This window comes from Marinobacter psychrophilus (assembly GCF_001043175.1).
Lineage (GTDB): Bacteria > Pseudomonadota > Gammaproteobacteria > Pseudomonadales > Oleiphilaceae > Marinobacter > Marinobacter psychrophilus.
Genome location: NZ_CP011494.1, coordinates 1,720,192 through 1,735,860, shown reverse-complemented (window position 1 = coordinate 1,735,860; position 15,669 = coordinate 1,720,192). Strand labels below are relative to the sequence as shown.

General features: G+C 46.2%; 13 protein-coding genes and 2 pseudogenes. 14 read left to right on the top strand and 1 reads right to left on the bottom strand.

The features are described from left to right. Positions 1 to 273 precede the first annotated feature (273 nt). From ABA45_RS07765 to ABA45_RS07695, 14 genes and pseudogenes are all read left to right on the top strand, one after another. Positions 274 to 2,412, top strand: a complete 2,139-nt coding sequence (locus ABA45_RS07765) for an adenosylcobalamin-dependent ribonucleoside-diphosphate reductase (protein ID WP_048388807.1) — start codon at positions 274 to 276, stop codon at positions 2,410 to 2,412. Between the two features lie 27 nt (positions 2,413 to 2,439). Beyond that, positions 2,440 to 3,126, top strand: a complete 687-nt coding sequence (locus ABA45_RS07760; RefSeq protein ID WP_048385119.1) for a TSCPD domain-containing protein — start codon at positions 2,440 to 2,442, stop codon at positions 3,124 to 3,126. A gap of 287 nt (positions 3,127 to 3,413) precedes the next feature. Continuing rightward, the gene (locus tag ABA45_RS07755; RefSeq protein ID WP_048385117.1) at positions 3,414 to 4,850 is read left to right on the top strand and encodes an SEFIR domain-containing protein; all 1,437 of its coding nucleotides are present in this window, start codon (positions 3,414 to 3,416) and stop codon (positions 4,848 to 4,850) included. 87 nt (positions 4,851 to 4,937) lie between these two features. Next, on the top strand, positions 4,938 to 6,371 hold the full coding sequence (locus ABA45_RS07750) for a restriction endonuclease (RefSeq protein ID WP_048385115.1): 1,434 nt from the start codon (positions 4,938 to 4,940) through the stop codon (positions 6,369 to 6,371). A gap of 104 nt (positions 6,372 to 6,475) precedes the next feature. Further along, positions 6,476 to 7,468, top strand: coding sequence for a ParA family protein (locus tag ABA45_RS07745; protein WP_048385113.1), 993 nt, complete (start codon positions 6,476 to 6,478; stop codon positions 7,466 to 7,468). After that, positions 7,465 to 8,331: an SIR2 family NAD-dependent protein deacylase gene (locus tag ABA45_RS07740; protein ID WP_048385111.1), complete on the top strand. Its 867-nt coding sequence runs from the start codon at positions 7,465 to 7,467 to the stop codon at positions 8,329 to 8,331. The genes ABA45_RS07745 and ABA45_RS07740 overlap by 4 nt, the downstream gene beginning before the upstream one ends. A gap of 132 nt (positions 8,332 to 8,463) precedes the next feature. Next, positions 8,464 to 9,027: a hypothetical protein gene (locus ABA45_RS07735; RefSeq protein WP_053076138.1), complete on the top strand. Its 564-nt coding sequence runs from the start codon at positions 8,464 to 8,466 to the stop codon at positions 9,025 to 9,027. A 121-nt stretch (positions 9,028 to 9,148) separates the two neighbouring features. Further along, positions 9,149 to 9,697, top strand: a complete 549-nt coding sequence (locus tag ABA45_RS07730; RefSeq protein ID WP_048385109.1) for a hypothetical protein — start codon at positions 9,149 to 9,151, stop codon at positions 9,695 to 9,697. A 59-nt stretch (positions 9,698 to 9,756) separates the two neighbouring features. Next, positions 9,757 to 10,671: an FRG domain-containing protein gene (locus ABA45_RS07725; RefSeq protein WP_084708290.1), complete on the top strand. Its 915-nt coding sequence runs from the start codon at positions 9,757 to 9,759 to the stop codon at positions 10,669 to 10,671. 77 nt (positions 10,672 to 10,748) lie between these two features. Then, positions 10,749 to 11,459 (top strand): annotated as a pseudogene (locus ABA45_RS18480) (IS3 family transposase). Positions 11,460 to 11,553: 94 nt separating this feature from the next. Continuing rightward, positions 11,554 to 11,886: a hypothetical protein gene (locus ABA45_RS18880; RefSeq protein WP_157035533.1), complete on the top strand. Its 333-nt coding sequence runs from the start codon at positions 11,554 to 11,556 to the stop codon at positions 11,884 to 11,886. 332 nt (positions 11,887 to 12,218) lie between these two features. Continuing rightward, positions 12,219 to 12,622: pseudogene (locus tag ABA45_RS19680) on the top strand (transposase); the annotation flags it as partial. Positions 12,623 to 12,654: 32 nt separating this feature from the next. Continuing rightward, on the top strand, positions 12,655 to 13,578 hold the full coding sequence (locus ABA45_RS07705) for a M14 family metallopeptidase (RefSeq protein WP_048385105.1): 924 nt from the start codon (positions 12,655 to 12,657) through the stop codon (positions 13,576 to 13,578). A gap of 334 nt (positions 13,579 to 13,912) precedes the next feature. Beyond that, complete coding sequence (locus ABA45_RS07695) at positions 13,913 to 14,560, top strand: glutathione S-transferase (protein WP_048385101.1); 648 nt, start codon at positions 13,913 to 13,915, stop codon at positions 14,558 to 14,560. Between the two features lie 156 nt (positions 14,561 to 14,716). On the opposite strand, the gene ABA45_RS07690 is transcribed toward ABA45_RS07695, so the two are convergent. Next, positions 14,717 to 15,667 carry a pentapeptide repeat-containing protein gene (locus tag ABA45_RS07690; RefSeq protein ID WP_053076136.1) on the bottom strand — a complete coding sequence of 317 codons (951 nt, stop codon included), beginning with the start codon at positions 15,665 to 15,667 and terminating at the stop codon, positions 14,717 to 14,719. Between the last annotated feature and the right edge of the window lie 2 nt (positions 15,668 to 15,669).

Sequence of the window (15,669 nt, the reverse complement as noted above, 5' to 3'; positions counted from 1 at the left end):
AAGTGCTTTTCCATTGATTTTAACCTTCATATTAGCCCGGGCCATAGCCGGGCTTTTCTTTTAAAAACACTACATCCTGTTATACTGGCGTTCAATCTGACCTATATGTAGGACTACACAGCAATCTGTTGTAGAAAACCCGTCGTAGGTAGACACACGTTTCCAGCCCGGCGCTCAGCACGATCGTCTGGCGAAAGCACTGATAAAGTAATGACATGGCGCGCTGTACGCGGCGACGCTTTTTTTCCCGACACACACAGTTCGAGGGCGGCAATGAACGCTAAAGCACAAGCATTAGTCACAACCATTCCGATGCAAGACGCATCACTCGACATCTGGAACAGCAAGTACCAGCTGAAAACCAAAACTGGCGACGCCGTCGACAAAGACATTCTAGCCACCTATGAGCGCGTAGCCCGTGCCCTGTCAGAAGTCGAAAACAAAGACCTGCGCGCCAAACACTACAAAGATTTCGCCTGGGCCCTGAAACACGGCGCCATTCCTGCCGGCCGCATTATTTCCAACGCCGGTGCACGGTCGCACAAGCCTGCCACCTCTACGATTAACTGCACCGTTAGTGGCAACATTAACGACTCTATGAACGACATTCTGGGGAAAAACCACGAAGCAGGCCTGACGCTCAAAGCCGGCTGTGGAATTGGTTATGAATTCTCTACCCTGCGCCCCCGCGGTGCCTACGTCGCCGGCGCCGGTGCCACCACATCCGGCCCGCTGTCGTTCATGGATATCTTCGACCGTATGTGCTTCACCGTGTCATCAGCCGGTGGCCGCCGCGGCGCTCAAATGGCTACGTTTGACATTCACCACCCAGACATCATCGACTTCATTCAAGCCAAGCGTGAAGATGGCCGCCTGCGCCAGTTCAACCTGTCGCTGCTGATCACCGAAGACTTCATCAACGCCGTACGTGACGACGCCGACTGGAACCTGTCCTTCCCGGTGACCGATAAAGAAGTAGAAGAAGAAGGCCTGGACCTGACCGACCCGACCAAGTTTGTATACCGTGACTTCCCGGTCGTAAAAGACTACATGATGAACGCCGAAGGCAAAGTAGCCTGCCGCATTTACCGCACCCTGAAAGCCCAGTTCATCTGGGACACCATCATGACCTCCACCTACGACTACGCCGAGCCAGGTTTCATCCTGATCGACAAAGTAAACCAGATGAACAACAACTGGTTCTGCGAGGACATTCGCGCCACCAACCCATGCGGCGAACAGCCCCTGCCCCCTTACGGCAGCTGCCTGCTGGGCTCGGTAAACCTGACCATGTTCGTGGACTACCCGTTCACAGACAAAGCCAGCTTTAACTATGAAAAGTACAAAAAAGTCGTTGGCATCTTCACCCGCATGCTAGACAACGTTGTGGAAATCAACGGCCTTCCGCTGGCGCAACAACGCCACGAAATTACCTACAAGCGCCGCCACGGCATGGGCATTCTGGGCCTGGGCTCTACCCTTGCCATGCTGCGTATGCCTTACGGTTCTGAAGAATCCGTGGTGTTCACCGAAGACGTCGTACGTGAAATGGCCGTAGAAGGCTGGCGCCAGTCCCTGGCCCTGGGCAAAGAAAAAGGCGCGGCGCCGATCATGGACGACGAATTCGAAATTACCCCGAAATTGCTGGGCAAATGCCCGCAGCTGACAGCCGACGGCTACAACCTGGGCGACAAGCTTAAAGGCCGCGTGTTGCACGCCAAATACAGCCGCTACATGCAGCGCATCGCTGAAGTAGAACCGGAGCTGGTGGCACAACTGGCCGAAAAAGGTGGCCGCTTTACCCACCACACCTCCATCGCGCCTACCGGCACGATCAGCTTGTCACTGGCCAACAACGCCAGTAACGGCATAGAGCCAAGCTTCTCGCACCATTACGCCCGCAACATCATTCGCGAAGGCCGTAAAACCAAAGAGAAAGTCGACGTGTTCTCCTTCGAGTTGCTGGCCTACCGCCACCTGAGCAACCCGGGCGCCATGCCGTTCTCAGACGACGCTGATAAAAAACTGCCGGATTACTTCACCACCTCAGATGACGTAACCCCGGCCCAGCACGTAGACATCCAGGCCGCAGCCCAGTTGTGGATAGATTCGTCTATCTCCAAAACCGCCAACGTGCCTACAGACTTCCCTTACAAGAACTTCAAAGACATTTACCTGTACGCCTTTGACAAAGGCCTGAAAGGTTGCACCACCTTCCGCTTCAACGCAGAAGCCTTCCAGGGCGTACTGGTCAAAGAGTCCGATTTGGAAAACACCGTCTACGAATTCACCCTGGACGATGGCACCAAAGTAAAACTGAAGGGTAACGAACAGGTCGATTACGACGGCGAAATTCACTCCGCCGCTAACCTGTTTGATGCTTTGAAAGAAGGCACTTACGGAAAGTATTGATCCGAAAACCGACACAGGAACACAGACATGACAGTAAAAATTAGCAACAAAATCGTCGGTTATCGGGTAACCAAAGCCGACGAAAACAATCAGCCCGCGCCGGCTGTAGAAAGCACGCTCGTTAAGATGAACGAATACATCGAGCGGCCAGAGTTTTTGTTGGGCACCACCTACAAAATCAAACCGCCGGTGGCGGAGCACGCAATGTACATTACGATTAATGACATTCTGCTGAACGAAGACACCGACCACGAAAGCCGCCAGCCCTACGAAGTGTTCATCAACTCCAAGTCGATGGAACACTTCCAGTGGGTTATCGCCCTCACTCGCGTCATCTCTGCGGTATTCCGCAAAGGCGGCGACCTGACCTTCCTGGTGGAAGAACTGCGCTCGGTATACGACCCCAACGGCGGCTACTTCAAAAAAGGCGGCGTGTTCATGCCCTCACTGGTCGCCGAAATTGGTGCCGTGATTGAAAAGCACCTGAAGGCCGTTGGCCTGATGGAAAGCGAAGAAATGAGCGACAACACCAAGCGCATACTGGCTGAAAAGCGGGCTGATTTTGAAGCCAACCAGAGCAAAGCCACCAACGACGACACGTCCGGTGACTTCCCACCCAACGCCACCACGTGTGGCAAGTGCAGCACCAAAGCCGTAATTGTGATGGATGGCTGTGCAACTTGCTTGAATTGTGGTGATAGTAAGTGTGGTTAGGTTGATAGCGCAATGAAGTGAGAAAAAGGCCCGGGGTTTTGCTTCGGGCCTTTTTTTTGGATAGCAGCTTGTATTTTGAGTAATCGCGTGGCAGCTTCGTTATTGCGTTGTGATATTACAAAGTTTGACGATGTAAGGGTAATAATTTTCTGTTTTTAGAATAGTTTTATGGATGAGTTGCCTGGAAACTGCGTAATCGTGATGGGCGAAAACGAAGATGTCAGATGATTCAATCATAAAGGACGCTGTCCAATACGCTGTTATGCCCACTAAGGGATTAAACTCTGATGGAAACCCCAAAATTATTTATATCTTATAGTTGGTCTAATCCAACACATGAGCAATGGGTTATTGAGCTAGCAAACGAGTTAACCGAATCTGGCATTCATGTCATTCTAGATAAGTGGGATCTTAAGGAAGGCCATGATTCTGTAGCTTTCATGGAAAAGATGGTTACTGACCCTGAAATATCAAAAGTGGCAATTGTATGCGATGAAGTTTATGCATCAAAAGCAGATGGTCGGTCGGGAGGTGTGGGAACTGAAACGCAGATCATCTCACGTGAGGTATATGAAAATCAGGAGCAAGGAAAATTTGTAGCAATCATTCCTGAAAAAGATGATCAAGGTAAAGCATTTTTACCAACATACTATAAATCTAGGATATATATAGATCTGAGTGAGCCTGATAATTACGCAGACAACTTCGAAAAATTATTGCGATGGATATATGACAAGCCTCTTTATACAAGGCCAGAAGTAGGAAAGCGACCGTCATTTTTAGAGGAATCAGAAGGTATTTCATTAGGGACTACTGCAACCCACAAAAGAGCGCTATCAGCAATTAAAGAAAATAAGCCATTTTTATCAGGTGTTCTAGATGAATATTTGACGACATTTGTGAGTAATCTAGAGAAATTTAGAATTACAGATAAAGATGGTGAGTTTGACGATCAAGTAATAGATAGCCTTGAGAAATTTATCCCGTATCGAAATGAAGCTATTTCTTTGTTTGTAGCGTTAGCGCAATACGCGCCAACGGAAGAAAATATTTCGAAATTGCATCGTTTTTTCGAGGCATTAATACCTTATATGAATAAGCCTGAAAGCGTGAATAGTTGGAGTAAATGGGACTTCGACAACTTCAAGTTTATTGCACACGAACTTTTTCTCTACTTAGTAGCCATTCTTATAAAGCATGAAAAGTTCTCAGAAGTTAACCTTCTATTGAATCAAGAATATTATGTACCGGGTCAATCCGATTACGGCAAAGATGTGATGGTGGGTTACGATGCTTTTCGAGCACACTTAAGGTCGTTGGAGCATAGGAATACTCGGTTAAAATTGAATCGACTATCACTGCATGCTGATCTACTGGAGCAACGTAGCAAACATTCAGGGATTGAGTTTAGACACCTTATGCAAGCTGATTTTATATTGTTCATGAGAGCCGAAGTACAACAGTCTGATTTTTACTCCCGCTGGTTTCCAGACACCTTAGTTTATATTGGTCGGTTTCACAGCGCACTTGAGGTGTTCGCGAGATCTTCATCTAAGTCATACTTTGAAAAATCAAAATGCCTTCTCGGCATAGATAAACCAACAGACCTCAATGAGTTGATGGAGGCTTATAAAACCGATCGAAATAGGTTGCCAAGGTGGCAGTTTGATTCATTTAGCCCATCGGTATTGCTAGGCTATGAACAATTAGCAACAAAGGCATAACAAGTTGCTGCACGCGGAAAAATCACTCGCTGCGCTCCCAATTTTCCGGTGAGCAAGGCGTTAGGCTCCACGGAGATTGAGGGAACAATGAAATTTTCAGAGCATTTTAAATTAAATAGAACACAACCATATTTGGATTTCGTGGATATTCCTCTCGATACAGACCTCCCTGTATTTCTGGAGCCTTGTGCAATAAAAGCTTTACGATCACCGTGGGGATCAGAACTATCGTCAATGCTACAAACTTTTTTTGATACTGTTTTACGATTAATTAATTCTGGCAATCATACAAAAGCTCAGCAACTACTTACTTCTCTCAGTGAGCGAAACGAGTTTCACCTTGGATATTCATCAGGGAGATCTAGAGGTCATGGGTTTGGATCTGGTTCGGCAGAGACCGTGTGGGGAGCTTTAAGCAAGAGTAATGCAGCGGTAACTGGGCTCCTCAAAGATTTAGAGGACGCTGCATTACTTATTCCTGGTATCGGAACAGATATGATTTCTGATGCAGTAAGTAACATCATTCGGGGGCCATTAATAAAGTACACTCAAGATATGTGTATTTACTATGGAATTACACTAACCCCAGATGTCGCTTCTGGGCCTATCTGGAACCCACAGAATGAAGCATGGGAAGAATCACTAATTCCACTTCCCATGACTGAATATGGCAAAGTTATTTTGGTCCCAAAAATATTGGTTCGCCACCGATTAACTTACCAATATGATGAATATTACCGTCACTATATACTTCCTGAAATGCAACACGAACACCTTGCTGCACACTCTTCCTTAGTTGAAGTTCTTAAAGATGGAAGTGAGCGAGTAACTAAAAAAGCTCTAATGGAAAAGTATGGCAACGATAAACTCTCAGTTGTTGAACAGACTAAGGTTAGGCCGCAAATACTACAAGAATATAAAGATCAGAAAGCAGGCAGTCCATCTACACCTCTTACACAAAAGCAGTTTTCAGAAGTCGAAGGAATAGATCTTCCCGATTTAGACCCTATAGTTGAAGAATTAAAAGCACTCGCTACCGGAAAGGAAACCGCAGGGCGTTATGAAGATCTTGTTGAAAAAATCCTTTCAGTCATACTTTATCCTTCACTTTGCAATCCGAAAAAGCAGCATAACATTCACGATGGAAGGAAACGTATTGATATAACTTACACGAATGAAGCTAAGAGCGGTTTCTTTTATTGGCTATCTTTACACTATCCATGTGCCTTAATTTTCATAGAGTGCAAGAATTATGGTAAAGAAGTAGGTAATCCAGAAATTGATCAGCTCGCGGGTCGGTTTTCACCAAGCAGAGGACAGGTAGGGATATTGATATGCCGATCTATTGATAACAAAGAAAGGCTATACCAGCGCTGCATTGATACAGCTAAAGATCGACGTGGTTACATGCTCGCGCTAGGCGATGATGACATTTTTGAAATGGTCGAAGCATATAAGAAAGATTCAGAAGATCGAAGCTACACTATTTTAAAAAATCTATGGTCACGTTTAATTGAATAAGAGCCTAACAAGTGCGTGCATGGGATGCCAAAAAGCTGCACTTTTCGTCATCCATGACGCAGACGTTATGTTTTTTATTATAATTCAATTTTTAAAGGGTAAAAATGAAAAGTATCGGTTTTTTTAATAACAAGGGCGGCGTAGGTAAAACAACATTAATATGTAATTTAGCCTCATCCTTGGCTGTAAATAAAAAACTGAAAGTGTTGATTGTTGATGCTGATCCACAATGTAACGCCTCAGCCTACCTCCTTCCTGAGGAGGAACTTGAAAAAATATTATTAGATAATAAACACAATAGTTTGGACTCATTTTATGAGCCTATCCGAAGAGGGCAAGGCTATCCAATTGAGATGCCTACAATAGTTCGTAGTGAAAGGTTTAAAGTTGACCTAATTGTAGGAGACCCTAAATTATCTATTAGGGAGGATTTATTAGCGACAGATTGGGCTTCAACAAGAAATGGAGAGTCTAGAGGGTTTCAAACGACATATGCTATAAAAGAGTTGCTCTCTCGTTTAAATAATTATGATTTAGTATTAGTGGATATGGGGCCATCTTTAGGAGCATTAAATCGCTCGGTATTATTAGCTGTAGATTATTTTTTAATGCCATTGTCAGTGGATATATTTAGCTTAATGGCTGTAGGGAACATAATAAGCTCGTTTGATAACTGGCGTCAAAGTTTAGAAGATGCAATAGCTAAACACCACCGTGATGAGGGTTACAATTTTCAAATTGAAAATAAAGATATTACGTGGGACTTAAAATTCCTAGGCTATGTGATGCAACAGTATAAAGCAAAAACAAAAGGAGGTATAAGACAGCCAGTTCAAGCATTTGAGCGAATAATTGAGAAGCAGAAAGATGAAATAGCTAACCTGTGCTCTGCATTTAATGTAAATCAAAGCGATGTAGATTTAGGTGTAATACCAACGCTTAGTAGTGTAGTGCCTCTCTCACAGCAAGCCCATGCCCCAGTTTTTTCGTTAGGCGCGCAAGATGGAATAGTTGGCTCTCAATATACACGGGTATCTGAAGCTGGTGAATATTTTCATAGTATTTCAGAAGTGTTATATGCGAGGTTGTTTGAATGATTAGTTGGGATAACTCGATTATTAATGCAATTGCTCGTAGACGTTGTGTAATAGTTTTAGGTGCTGGTGTTTCTAGAAACTCCACTAATGCAAAAGGGAAAAGGCCAGATACATGGGAAGACTTTTTAAAGAATTGCGTAAGCAACTTAACCGATGTAGATCATATTAATACTTTGATTTCCCAAAAAGACTTCTTAACTGCTTGTGAGTTGATTAAAGAAAGAATGGGAGCTGATGACTTTACAGAGAAAGTACAACAAGAATATCAACGCTCAGGCTACCGCCATGCTTCTATTCATGAGCAAATTTACAAATTAGATTCATCGATTGTAGCAAGCCCAAATTTCGACAATATTTATGATACATATGCCTCTTCTGAATCAGCTAGCTCTGTGGTTATCAAAGATCATACAAGTAGTGACATAGCTAACTATTTATTGGGTGGGGATAAGCGTCTAATTATCAAGACACATGGTTCAGCGAATAACCCAACAGAAATTATTTTCACAAGAAACGATTATGCCGAAGCTAGGACTAAGTATGTTTTATTTTATGAGATTTTAAAATCACTAGCATTAACACACACTTTTCTATTTCTAGGCTGTGGGACAGATGACCCTGATATTAGGCAGCTTTTTGAAGACCTTCAATTTACACATGGACGTATGCCATATCATTATATGACATTACCTAAAGGGGAAGTTCATAATGATGTGTTAGAGGTTGCTTCAGCTTCTATGCGTATTAAATTTGTTGAATACTCTTCAGATAATGGACATGAAGAGCTTTCCTTGTCCTTAGCTGACCTCGTTACAGACGTTGAAGGAGTTCGATTTGAGCTTACTAGAAATGGGCAATGGTAAGTGTAAAAGAATATAACAAGTCAATGCACTCGGACTTGCCAAAGTAGTCACATTTTTTGCTCCAAAAAATCCGCTAACTTTACCAATCCGGTGATTGAGGCGTTAGGCGGCCCAATTAAATCAGAGAGTTATATGTCTCAATATATAAAACTACTATCAGACATAAGCTTTATGACAGGAATAATTGGCTATTCCGAATACTGTGAGCGGTGTAAAGTTGCTGATTGGTTAATAGATACCGATGATCGCGACGCTGATCCAAGAATATCAAATCCTGAGGGCAAACCGGCTAATCCAGAATCGGATTATTCAAACGAGAACGCTAACAAGGATGAAGTGGACGGCACTAGTAAATCTGAAAGCAATGAACCACCGTGGTTTGAATTACTGATGATGAATCAGTGGATGTTCACCATTGGTGATAGGGATTGCTACCCGTCGGTACCGCATGGTCATTACAAATCCAAAACTAGAGAGTGGCCTAAACTGAATCCTTACACAGGTCGGGTTTTTTCTGATATGCATAAGGAAGAAACTGGAAAACGGCTAGACAAAAAAGATATGAAAATGCTTTGGAATGACTCCAAATTTATCGAACATTGTCGGGGACAAGTACTCTGGTATAGAAATTTCGCACCAAAGTATGGTTTTCCTAGAGCCAGGCACGGAAAGCTTGTATTCCCTAGATGGAGATAATGCCTGACAAATGCATTAAATTCGTTCCGGCCCGAAGAGGCTCCACCGGACGGCTTTTTCTCCGCTTTGCTGCGTAAAAGCCGCCGTTTATGCAGGTGTTATTTTCACTGAGATTTAAAAAATGGACTTTAATATTGCAACAAAACGTGTATTTGGCGCCATTTCTTCGTTTGGAACTATGGCTCTCATTTTTTACAACATGGGCCAAGCTAGGAAGGTGAAGGCCGAACTCCTCGAGAAGTTTGAAGAAGCGATCAGTAGGGAGAGAAAACACTCCACCACCGAGCTTTTCAGACTTATACATGGCCTTAAGATGAACTACAGTGATGTGGCCGAATTAGTCAAACATGATGGTTGTTCAAAAATAATATACGCGCTTAAAAAAACTCCTGGGATTATCTCCTTTAAGAATGGTACGTTTCAATACACCAACGTAGGTCGGAATAAGGTATTTCGCTATATAGATTGTTGGTTCACGCATTTTTCTATTTTCGTTTATGGCGGCTTACTGCTCGTGTCATTAACTGTAATGGGAATGAGTGAGGGGGCCTCTTCAGTAGCGGGATTTTTGCTCGTGATCTTTAGCTCGGTAATGCTGGCTGTTCAGCTACGCCAACGTGCCTATGATCAGATGATTGAGTCTTTGGTCTCCCCAGAACATGACAATTAAATGCAGCTGACTGCTGACGCAGCGGCTGATTAATGCGTTAGCATCTAAAAGGAGTAGCGATGAAAGTAACCTGGGAAGAATATAAAAATCTTGTCACTGAGGATATAAAATCTCGCAGTCAATACATTTATCGAGGGCAGTCGAACTCATCCTGGATGCTACAAACGTCAATCCATAGGACAAAGCAAGTTCGAACGTTTGAAGATTTTAAAGCCTACTTCGTCTTTGTGATTCCTCAAATTCAAGAACAAGTCGAAGCATGGGATGGGAAAAATAGAGACTTATCAGATCCAATTGAAATGGCGCAGTTTATTGCATTTTTACAACACAATGGTTTTCCTACGCCTTTACTCGATTGGTCATTTTCTCCATATGTTGCAGCTTATTTCGCATTTGAAGGTGTGAACCACTTTGAGCCCGTATCTGAAGAAGTAGCACTTTATAGTTTCGATCAGAATCAATGGATGAATACCTTTAAACAGATATATCAATACGATGATGAAAATGAAGGTCACGTTACTATTCTTAGGCCAACGTTTAGAAATAATCACAAGCAAATGTTACAACAAGGAATATTTTGGTTTACAAATTGTGCAGACCCAGAGGCTCACGTTAGATTAAACGAGACAAAAGAAAGAACGTTTTTAAAGAAATATACTTTATCGGTTAAAGAAAGGAGCAACGTTATGCTCGATCTAGAATTGATGGGTGTAACAGCAATGCAGTTGGCTCCTGGTATTGAGTCGGTTTGTAAAAAAGCATTTGAATCTATTTGTAATAAGTTTCCTGTGGGGGAAACGCCTTTAGACCGGAGTGTTAATCAGGGTGGTGGTTCGGGTAGCAATGACTTCTTAGTGGAAGCTGAGAGAGTTGAAAATACTAGAGCGTATATAAATTGCCCAGAGTGCAATATTAAATTAAACCCCAAGAACCTAAAAAAGCATTTAAAGAGCCAGCACAATAATAAATGCTAACAAAGCCATCAAATCGACCTTGGACTTCCCCCGGTTTAGTGGACACGCATCGATAACTCTGCAAGAGGAGCAAAGCGATGCCGGAGATGATCACGGGGAAGAAAACTCAGCGGTACAGCACTGAGTTCAAAGTCAAAGCGGTGGAATGGAGCCACCAGGCCCATCGCAGTGTGAAAAGCGTTGCCGAAGCGCTGGATATTCACCCTTTCATGCTGTCACGCTGGCGTAAGGAGTACCGAGAGGGAAAATTCGCCATGAAACGGGTCAAGAAAGCGCCAGTAGACGCCAAAAAGAAGATACAGGAACAAACGAACCAGCAGTGAAGCAGTGATGTCACCTACATAAAGCTGGATGAAAAATATGTGTTCCTGGCCGTAGTGCTGGATCTGTATTCACGACGCGTCATCAGTTGGCGGCTGGGAGAGAATCTGAGTGCAGACTTTGCCCGAGCCACACTCCGCGAGGCTTTCACTAGCCGGAAACCAGTGTCAGACCTGTTGCTCCATACGGATCGTGGCATCGAATACCGCGCTCACAAAACACAGGCTTTGCTGAATCAACACCGGGTACGGCACAGCATGAATCGCCCCGGCCAGTGCACTGATAATGCGGAGGTGGAGTCGTTCTTCAAGACCCTCAAGGGAGAATTGCTGCATGCAACCAGCTTCGTGACAATGCGGCAATTACGAAAACATATAAAAGCCTATATTGAGGGCTTTTATAATACCCAACGGCTGCACAATGGCCTTGGTTACCGGAATCCGATTAAGTTCGAAGGAATTAACTGATGGGGCGTGTGCATTTTATTGGGGAAGTCCACACAAAAACCTACGGCTTTTCGTTCTGCTGCTTTGGGCGTTATGCCTACAAGGAAGATAGCGTATGACCTTTACAGAACTATTTGATCCAAAATCGACTATTGCAATACTCGCTTTATTTGTTGCCTTATGGTCGATTACTAGTAGCAGAAAACACAATAAGCTAACCGTTAGGCCGCACCTATATGAGTTAATAGAGATAGACTCAGTAAATTTTATATGCGGATTTTATATTACAAACAAAGGGCTAGGCCCTGCACTGATAAAATCAACAACGTACTATTTAGATGGGGTTGCAGTCGAATTTAAAGAACTTCTTAATGTTATTGAAAAGCTTCCTTCGGAATTCGGTATATATAACCAAGCTCAAGCCAGGAAGCGCCATTTCAAAAGATGAGAAATGCTCAATTATAGAAATCAAGTGGGATGGTCTCAAATACGAATTGCCAGCGAATAAAGAAACAAGAAAACGAATAAAGGATGACATTAAAGGTTTTTCCAGCCAGCTATCGAAAAGGCTCGGTGTTGTAGTGGAGTGGGAATCGAGCTATGGAGAGAAAGGAAAAATTCAAAGCCATCCCAGCGAAGCCTAAAAATGGTTCAAATTGTTCGCTTCGCTCACTGGAACTGGCTAAAGCCAGTCCCTTAACCTAAACGTTGAGGCTGTAGAAAAAACCCAAGTCAGACTGATTTTGGTAGCATTGAGCAAACTGATAAAGAGGCGTCGGAGTGCCTCGTTTCAAGCACTACAACTACGATCAAGATTCGATGGTGGTCATCAACCACTAAGAGCAGCTCCAGCCGCGAGATCCAGTGGTGCTTTTGAGACCAACATAATCTTCAAAGCGCTGTCCTGCGATACCGTCTCGCATTTCACCACCCTGGCCAGGTTCGTCAGCCAGCACGCCGATGAGATCGAAGAGCTGTTTTAGCAAGTACTGCTGGTATTCCATGAACAGGGCCTTCTGAGCAACGAGCTGTTTGCCATCGATGGCTGCAAAATGTCGTCAGAAGCCGCGAAGGAATGGTCTGGCCCTTTTAAAAAACTGAGCGAAAAACGGGATAAGCTGAAACGATTGATTCGCCACCACCTGCATAGGCATCACAAGCGGGATGAGGCGGAGACGCAAAGCCCAAGCATTCGCCATCACTGGAGAAGAACGATATGAGCACAACGACCGCACCTTATCCGATCGGTACGCCCGACGCTCCTTGGGGCGACGTGGAACGCGCAGAGTGGTTGTCACGACGGCCCCGGCAACGCAGCTACGAGTCCGAGGTGTTGAGTGTGACCGAGCGCCTGCGCCCGCGCTTCGACGTGGAACAGTATGGCCGTCTGGACTATGGCTCCGAAAGCTATCCGCTGATGGCGATCCGGAGTCGCGACTGGCGTGACAATCTGCCCGTCGTGCTGATAACGGGCGGAGTACACGGCTATGAAACCAGCGGTGTACAAGGTGCGCTGCAGTTTGTCGATCAGCATGCGGCGGATTACGCGGGCCGCGTCAACTTGCTGGTTGTGCCCTGTGTTAGCCCTTGGGCTTACGAGCGCATTCATCGTTGGAACCCGAACGCGGTCGACCCGAACCGCTCGTTCTGCCATGGCAGTCCGGCTGAGGAGTCGGCGGCGCTGATGCGACTGGTGGCGCCCGTTCGCGATAAAGTACTGATGCATATCGACCTGCACGAAACCACCGATACCGACGAAACCGAGTTTCGTCCCGCGCTGGCGGCCCGCGACGGCAAGCCGTTCGAGCCGGCTGGGATTCCCAATGGCTTCTATCTGGTCGATGACAGCGAGAACCCGCAGCCTGAGTTTCAACAGGCGGTGATCAAGGCGGTGGAGCAAGTCACTCATATCGCTCCGGCCGATGACAGCGGCGAGCTCATCGGCTCACCGGTGGTCGCTCGGGGCGTTATACAGTATCCGCTCAAGCAGCTGGGCCTGTGTGCCAGTATCACCAGCGCCCCATACAAAACCACCACTGAGGTCTATCCCGACAGCCCCCGTACAACGCCCGAGCAATGCAATACTGCACAGGCTACCGCAGTGTGTGCGGCTATCGACTACGCGCTGGCGCACCAGTAATCAGGCACATGCTCAGGCAGAGAGCGGAGGCGATAAAAAATTCGAGGATTAACATATGATTTTAAGGATTTTCGGCACCATTGGGACATTTCTTCTCGTTTTCCTGGGGCTAATGTATGAAGTTGGCGACTTTAACGTCGAAGAATTTTTCGTTTTTCTGGGACTCGGGTCTATAGCGGGCTTAATCGCTTGGTTTAAACTTTTTAAACCAAGCTCTAGACGTAAGGGCAATTAATATCCGTCCGATTAGGAAAATGCCAATCGCGCCAGACTTGGTTGCGTTGATTAAAAGAGCCAAGTCCGCTGATTTCGATTCAACTGCGAAGAAAGACCCATGACGTCCTCACTTCACCGCCTGTACTCTTTTCGTCGCTGTCCCTATGCCATGCGCGCCCGTCTCGGCCTCTTGTTTGCTGATTTGCAGGTGGAGCTGCGGGAGATAATGTTGAAAAAAAAACCGGACCAGATGCTGGCGATTAGCCCGAAAGGCACGGTGCCTGTTTTACAGCTTTTGGATGGTACCGTGGTTGAAGAGAGCCGGGAAATAATGGTGTGGGCGCTTCGGCAGCAAGACCCACAAGGGCTTTTAAATGCAACGGTTTTGGATCAGGCTAATGCTCTGATTGAGCAAAACGACAACGACTTTAAACATTGGTTGGATCGCTATAAATACGCCGACCGATATCTCGAAATGACCCAGTCAGAGTATCGGCAACGGGGCGAGGCTTTTTTACAGGTTTTAGAAGAGTTGCTGACTAAAAACGTTTACCTACTGGGGGATAACGCGACCATTGCCGATATTAGTATCGTGCCTTTTGTTCGCCAATTCGCCCATGTGGATCGCGATGTTTTTTACCGCCTACCTTACCCGAACCTGCATCTGTGGTTACAACACTGGCTGGAGCACTCATTCTTTCTGCAAGCCATGACCAAGTTTCCGCCATGGCAAGAGGGAGATGACGTTGTGGTTTTCCCTTCTTAACACGGCAAAGAGGCGAATTTAGGGCCGGATCGGCTGAGCGACATATCGACCAGTCCACGCCGACCCTCAACAAATCCCTTAAAAGGCTACTATGATATGACTTCCTTGCGGAACGAGGCTATCGTTCTTTCCGCCCTGCCCTGAGCCAAATCAAGACTACTTACATCCACCGATGGACACCTTGGCGCATTGCATACCGTTAACCCAGAGTGCACCGCCCAGGTTCGTACCGTTCAGGTTCGCGGTCGCCAGGTCTGCGCCTCTCAAGTCCACGCCGGTCAGGTTCGCGCCGGTCAGGTCAGCGCCAAACAGATATGCGCCGCTCAGGTTCGCGCCACTCAGGTCCGCGCCGCTCAGGATCGCGTTTTGCAGGTTCACTTCGGTCAGGTTCGTGCCTCTCAGTTTAGAGTTGGTCAGGTTCACGCTGTCCATGTCCGAGTGGGACAGGCTAGCCAAGTTCAGATTAACGTCTCTCATGTCTGCGCGAACCAGGTTTGCGCTGCCCATGCCAACGTATTGCATTTTCGCGCCGCTCAGGTACGCGTTACTCAGGTTCGCGTTGTGCAGGTTTGCTTTGATCAGGTTCACGCTGGTCATGTCCGCGTAACTCATGTCCGCAGAAATCAGGTTCGCACCTTCCAAGTCGGCGAATCTCAGGTTCGCGCCTCTCAGCTCCGCGTCTCTCAGGCTCGACTTTTGCATGGTCGTGCGGTTCAGGTTCGCGCCAGTCAGGTTCGCACCGCTCAGGTTCACTTGTGTCAGGTACGCCCCGCCCAGCTGCGTGTTGGTCAGGTTCGCGTTGGTCAGGTCCGCATTGCTCAGATTCGCCGCTCTCAGGTTCGCACTGGTCAGATTCGCATTTGTCAGGTCTACGTCGAGCAGATTGGCTCCACCCAGTTCTGCGCTGGTCAGGTTCACGCTGGTCAAATTCGCACCGGTCAGGTTCACGCCGATCAGATAAGCGCTCTTCAGTTCGCACCCTTCCCAGTCAACGCCCAGTGCGGCTGGGTCTGAGCAGGCTGCGTTTGCAGTTGTTGTTGCGGCGAGTGAGAGCATCAATGCTGCTGCAAGTAGACTGGTGCGTTTGACGCCTGCAGTAAATATCATAG

Coding starts and splice junctions, on each gene's coding strand:
- ABA45_RS07765 (WP_048388807.1), top strand. CDS start 274: ATGAACGCTAAAGCACAAGCATTAGTCACAACCATTCCGATGCAAGAC.
- ABA45_RS07760 (WP_048385119.1), top strand. CDS start 2,440: ATGACAGTAAAAATTAGCAACAAAATCGTCGGTTATCGGGTAACCAAA.
- ABA45_RS07755 (WP_048385117.1), top strand. CDS start 3,414: ATGGAAACCCCAAAATTATTTATATCTTATAGTTGGTCTAATCCAACA.
- ABA45_RS07750 (WP_048385115.1), top strand. CDS start 4,938: ATGAAATTTTCAGAGCATTTTAAATTAAATAGAACACAACCATATTTG.
- ABA45_RS07745 (WP_048385113.1), top strand. CDS start 6,476: ATGAAAAGTATCGGTTTTTTTAATAACAAGGGCGGCGTAGGTAAAACA.
- ABA45_RS07740 (WP_048385111.1), top strand. CDS start 7,465: ATGATTAGTTGGGATAACTCGATTATTAATGCAATTGCTCGTAGACGT.
- ABA45_RS07735 (WP_053076138.1), top strand. CDS start 8,464: ATGTCTCAATATATAAAACTACTATCAGACATAAGCTTTATGACAGGA.
- ABA45_RS07730 (WP_048385109.1), top strand. CDS start 9,149: ATGGACTTTAATATTGCAACAAAACGTGTATTTGGCGCCATTTCTTCG.
- ABA45_RS07725 (WP_084708290.1), top strand. CDS start 9,757: ATGAAAGTAACCTGGGAAGAATATAAAAATCTTGTCACTGAGGATATA.
- ABA45_RS18880 (WP_157035533.1), top strand. CDS start 11,554: ATGACCTTTACAGAACTATTTGATCCAAAATCGACTATTGCAATACTC.
- ABA45_RS07705 (WP_048385105.1), top strand. CDS start 12,655: ATGAGCACAACGACCGCACCTTATCCGATCGGTACGCCCGACGCTCCT.
- ABA45_RS07695 (WP_048385101.1), top strand. CDS start 13,913: ATGACGTCCTCACTTCACCGCCTGTACTCTTTTCGTCGCTGTCCCTAT.
- ABA45_RS07690 (WP_053076136.1), bottom strand. CDS start 15,667: ATGATATTTACTGCAGGCGTCAAACGCACCAGTCTACTTGCAGCAGCA.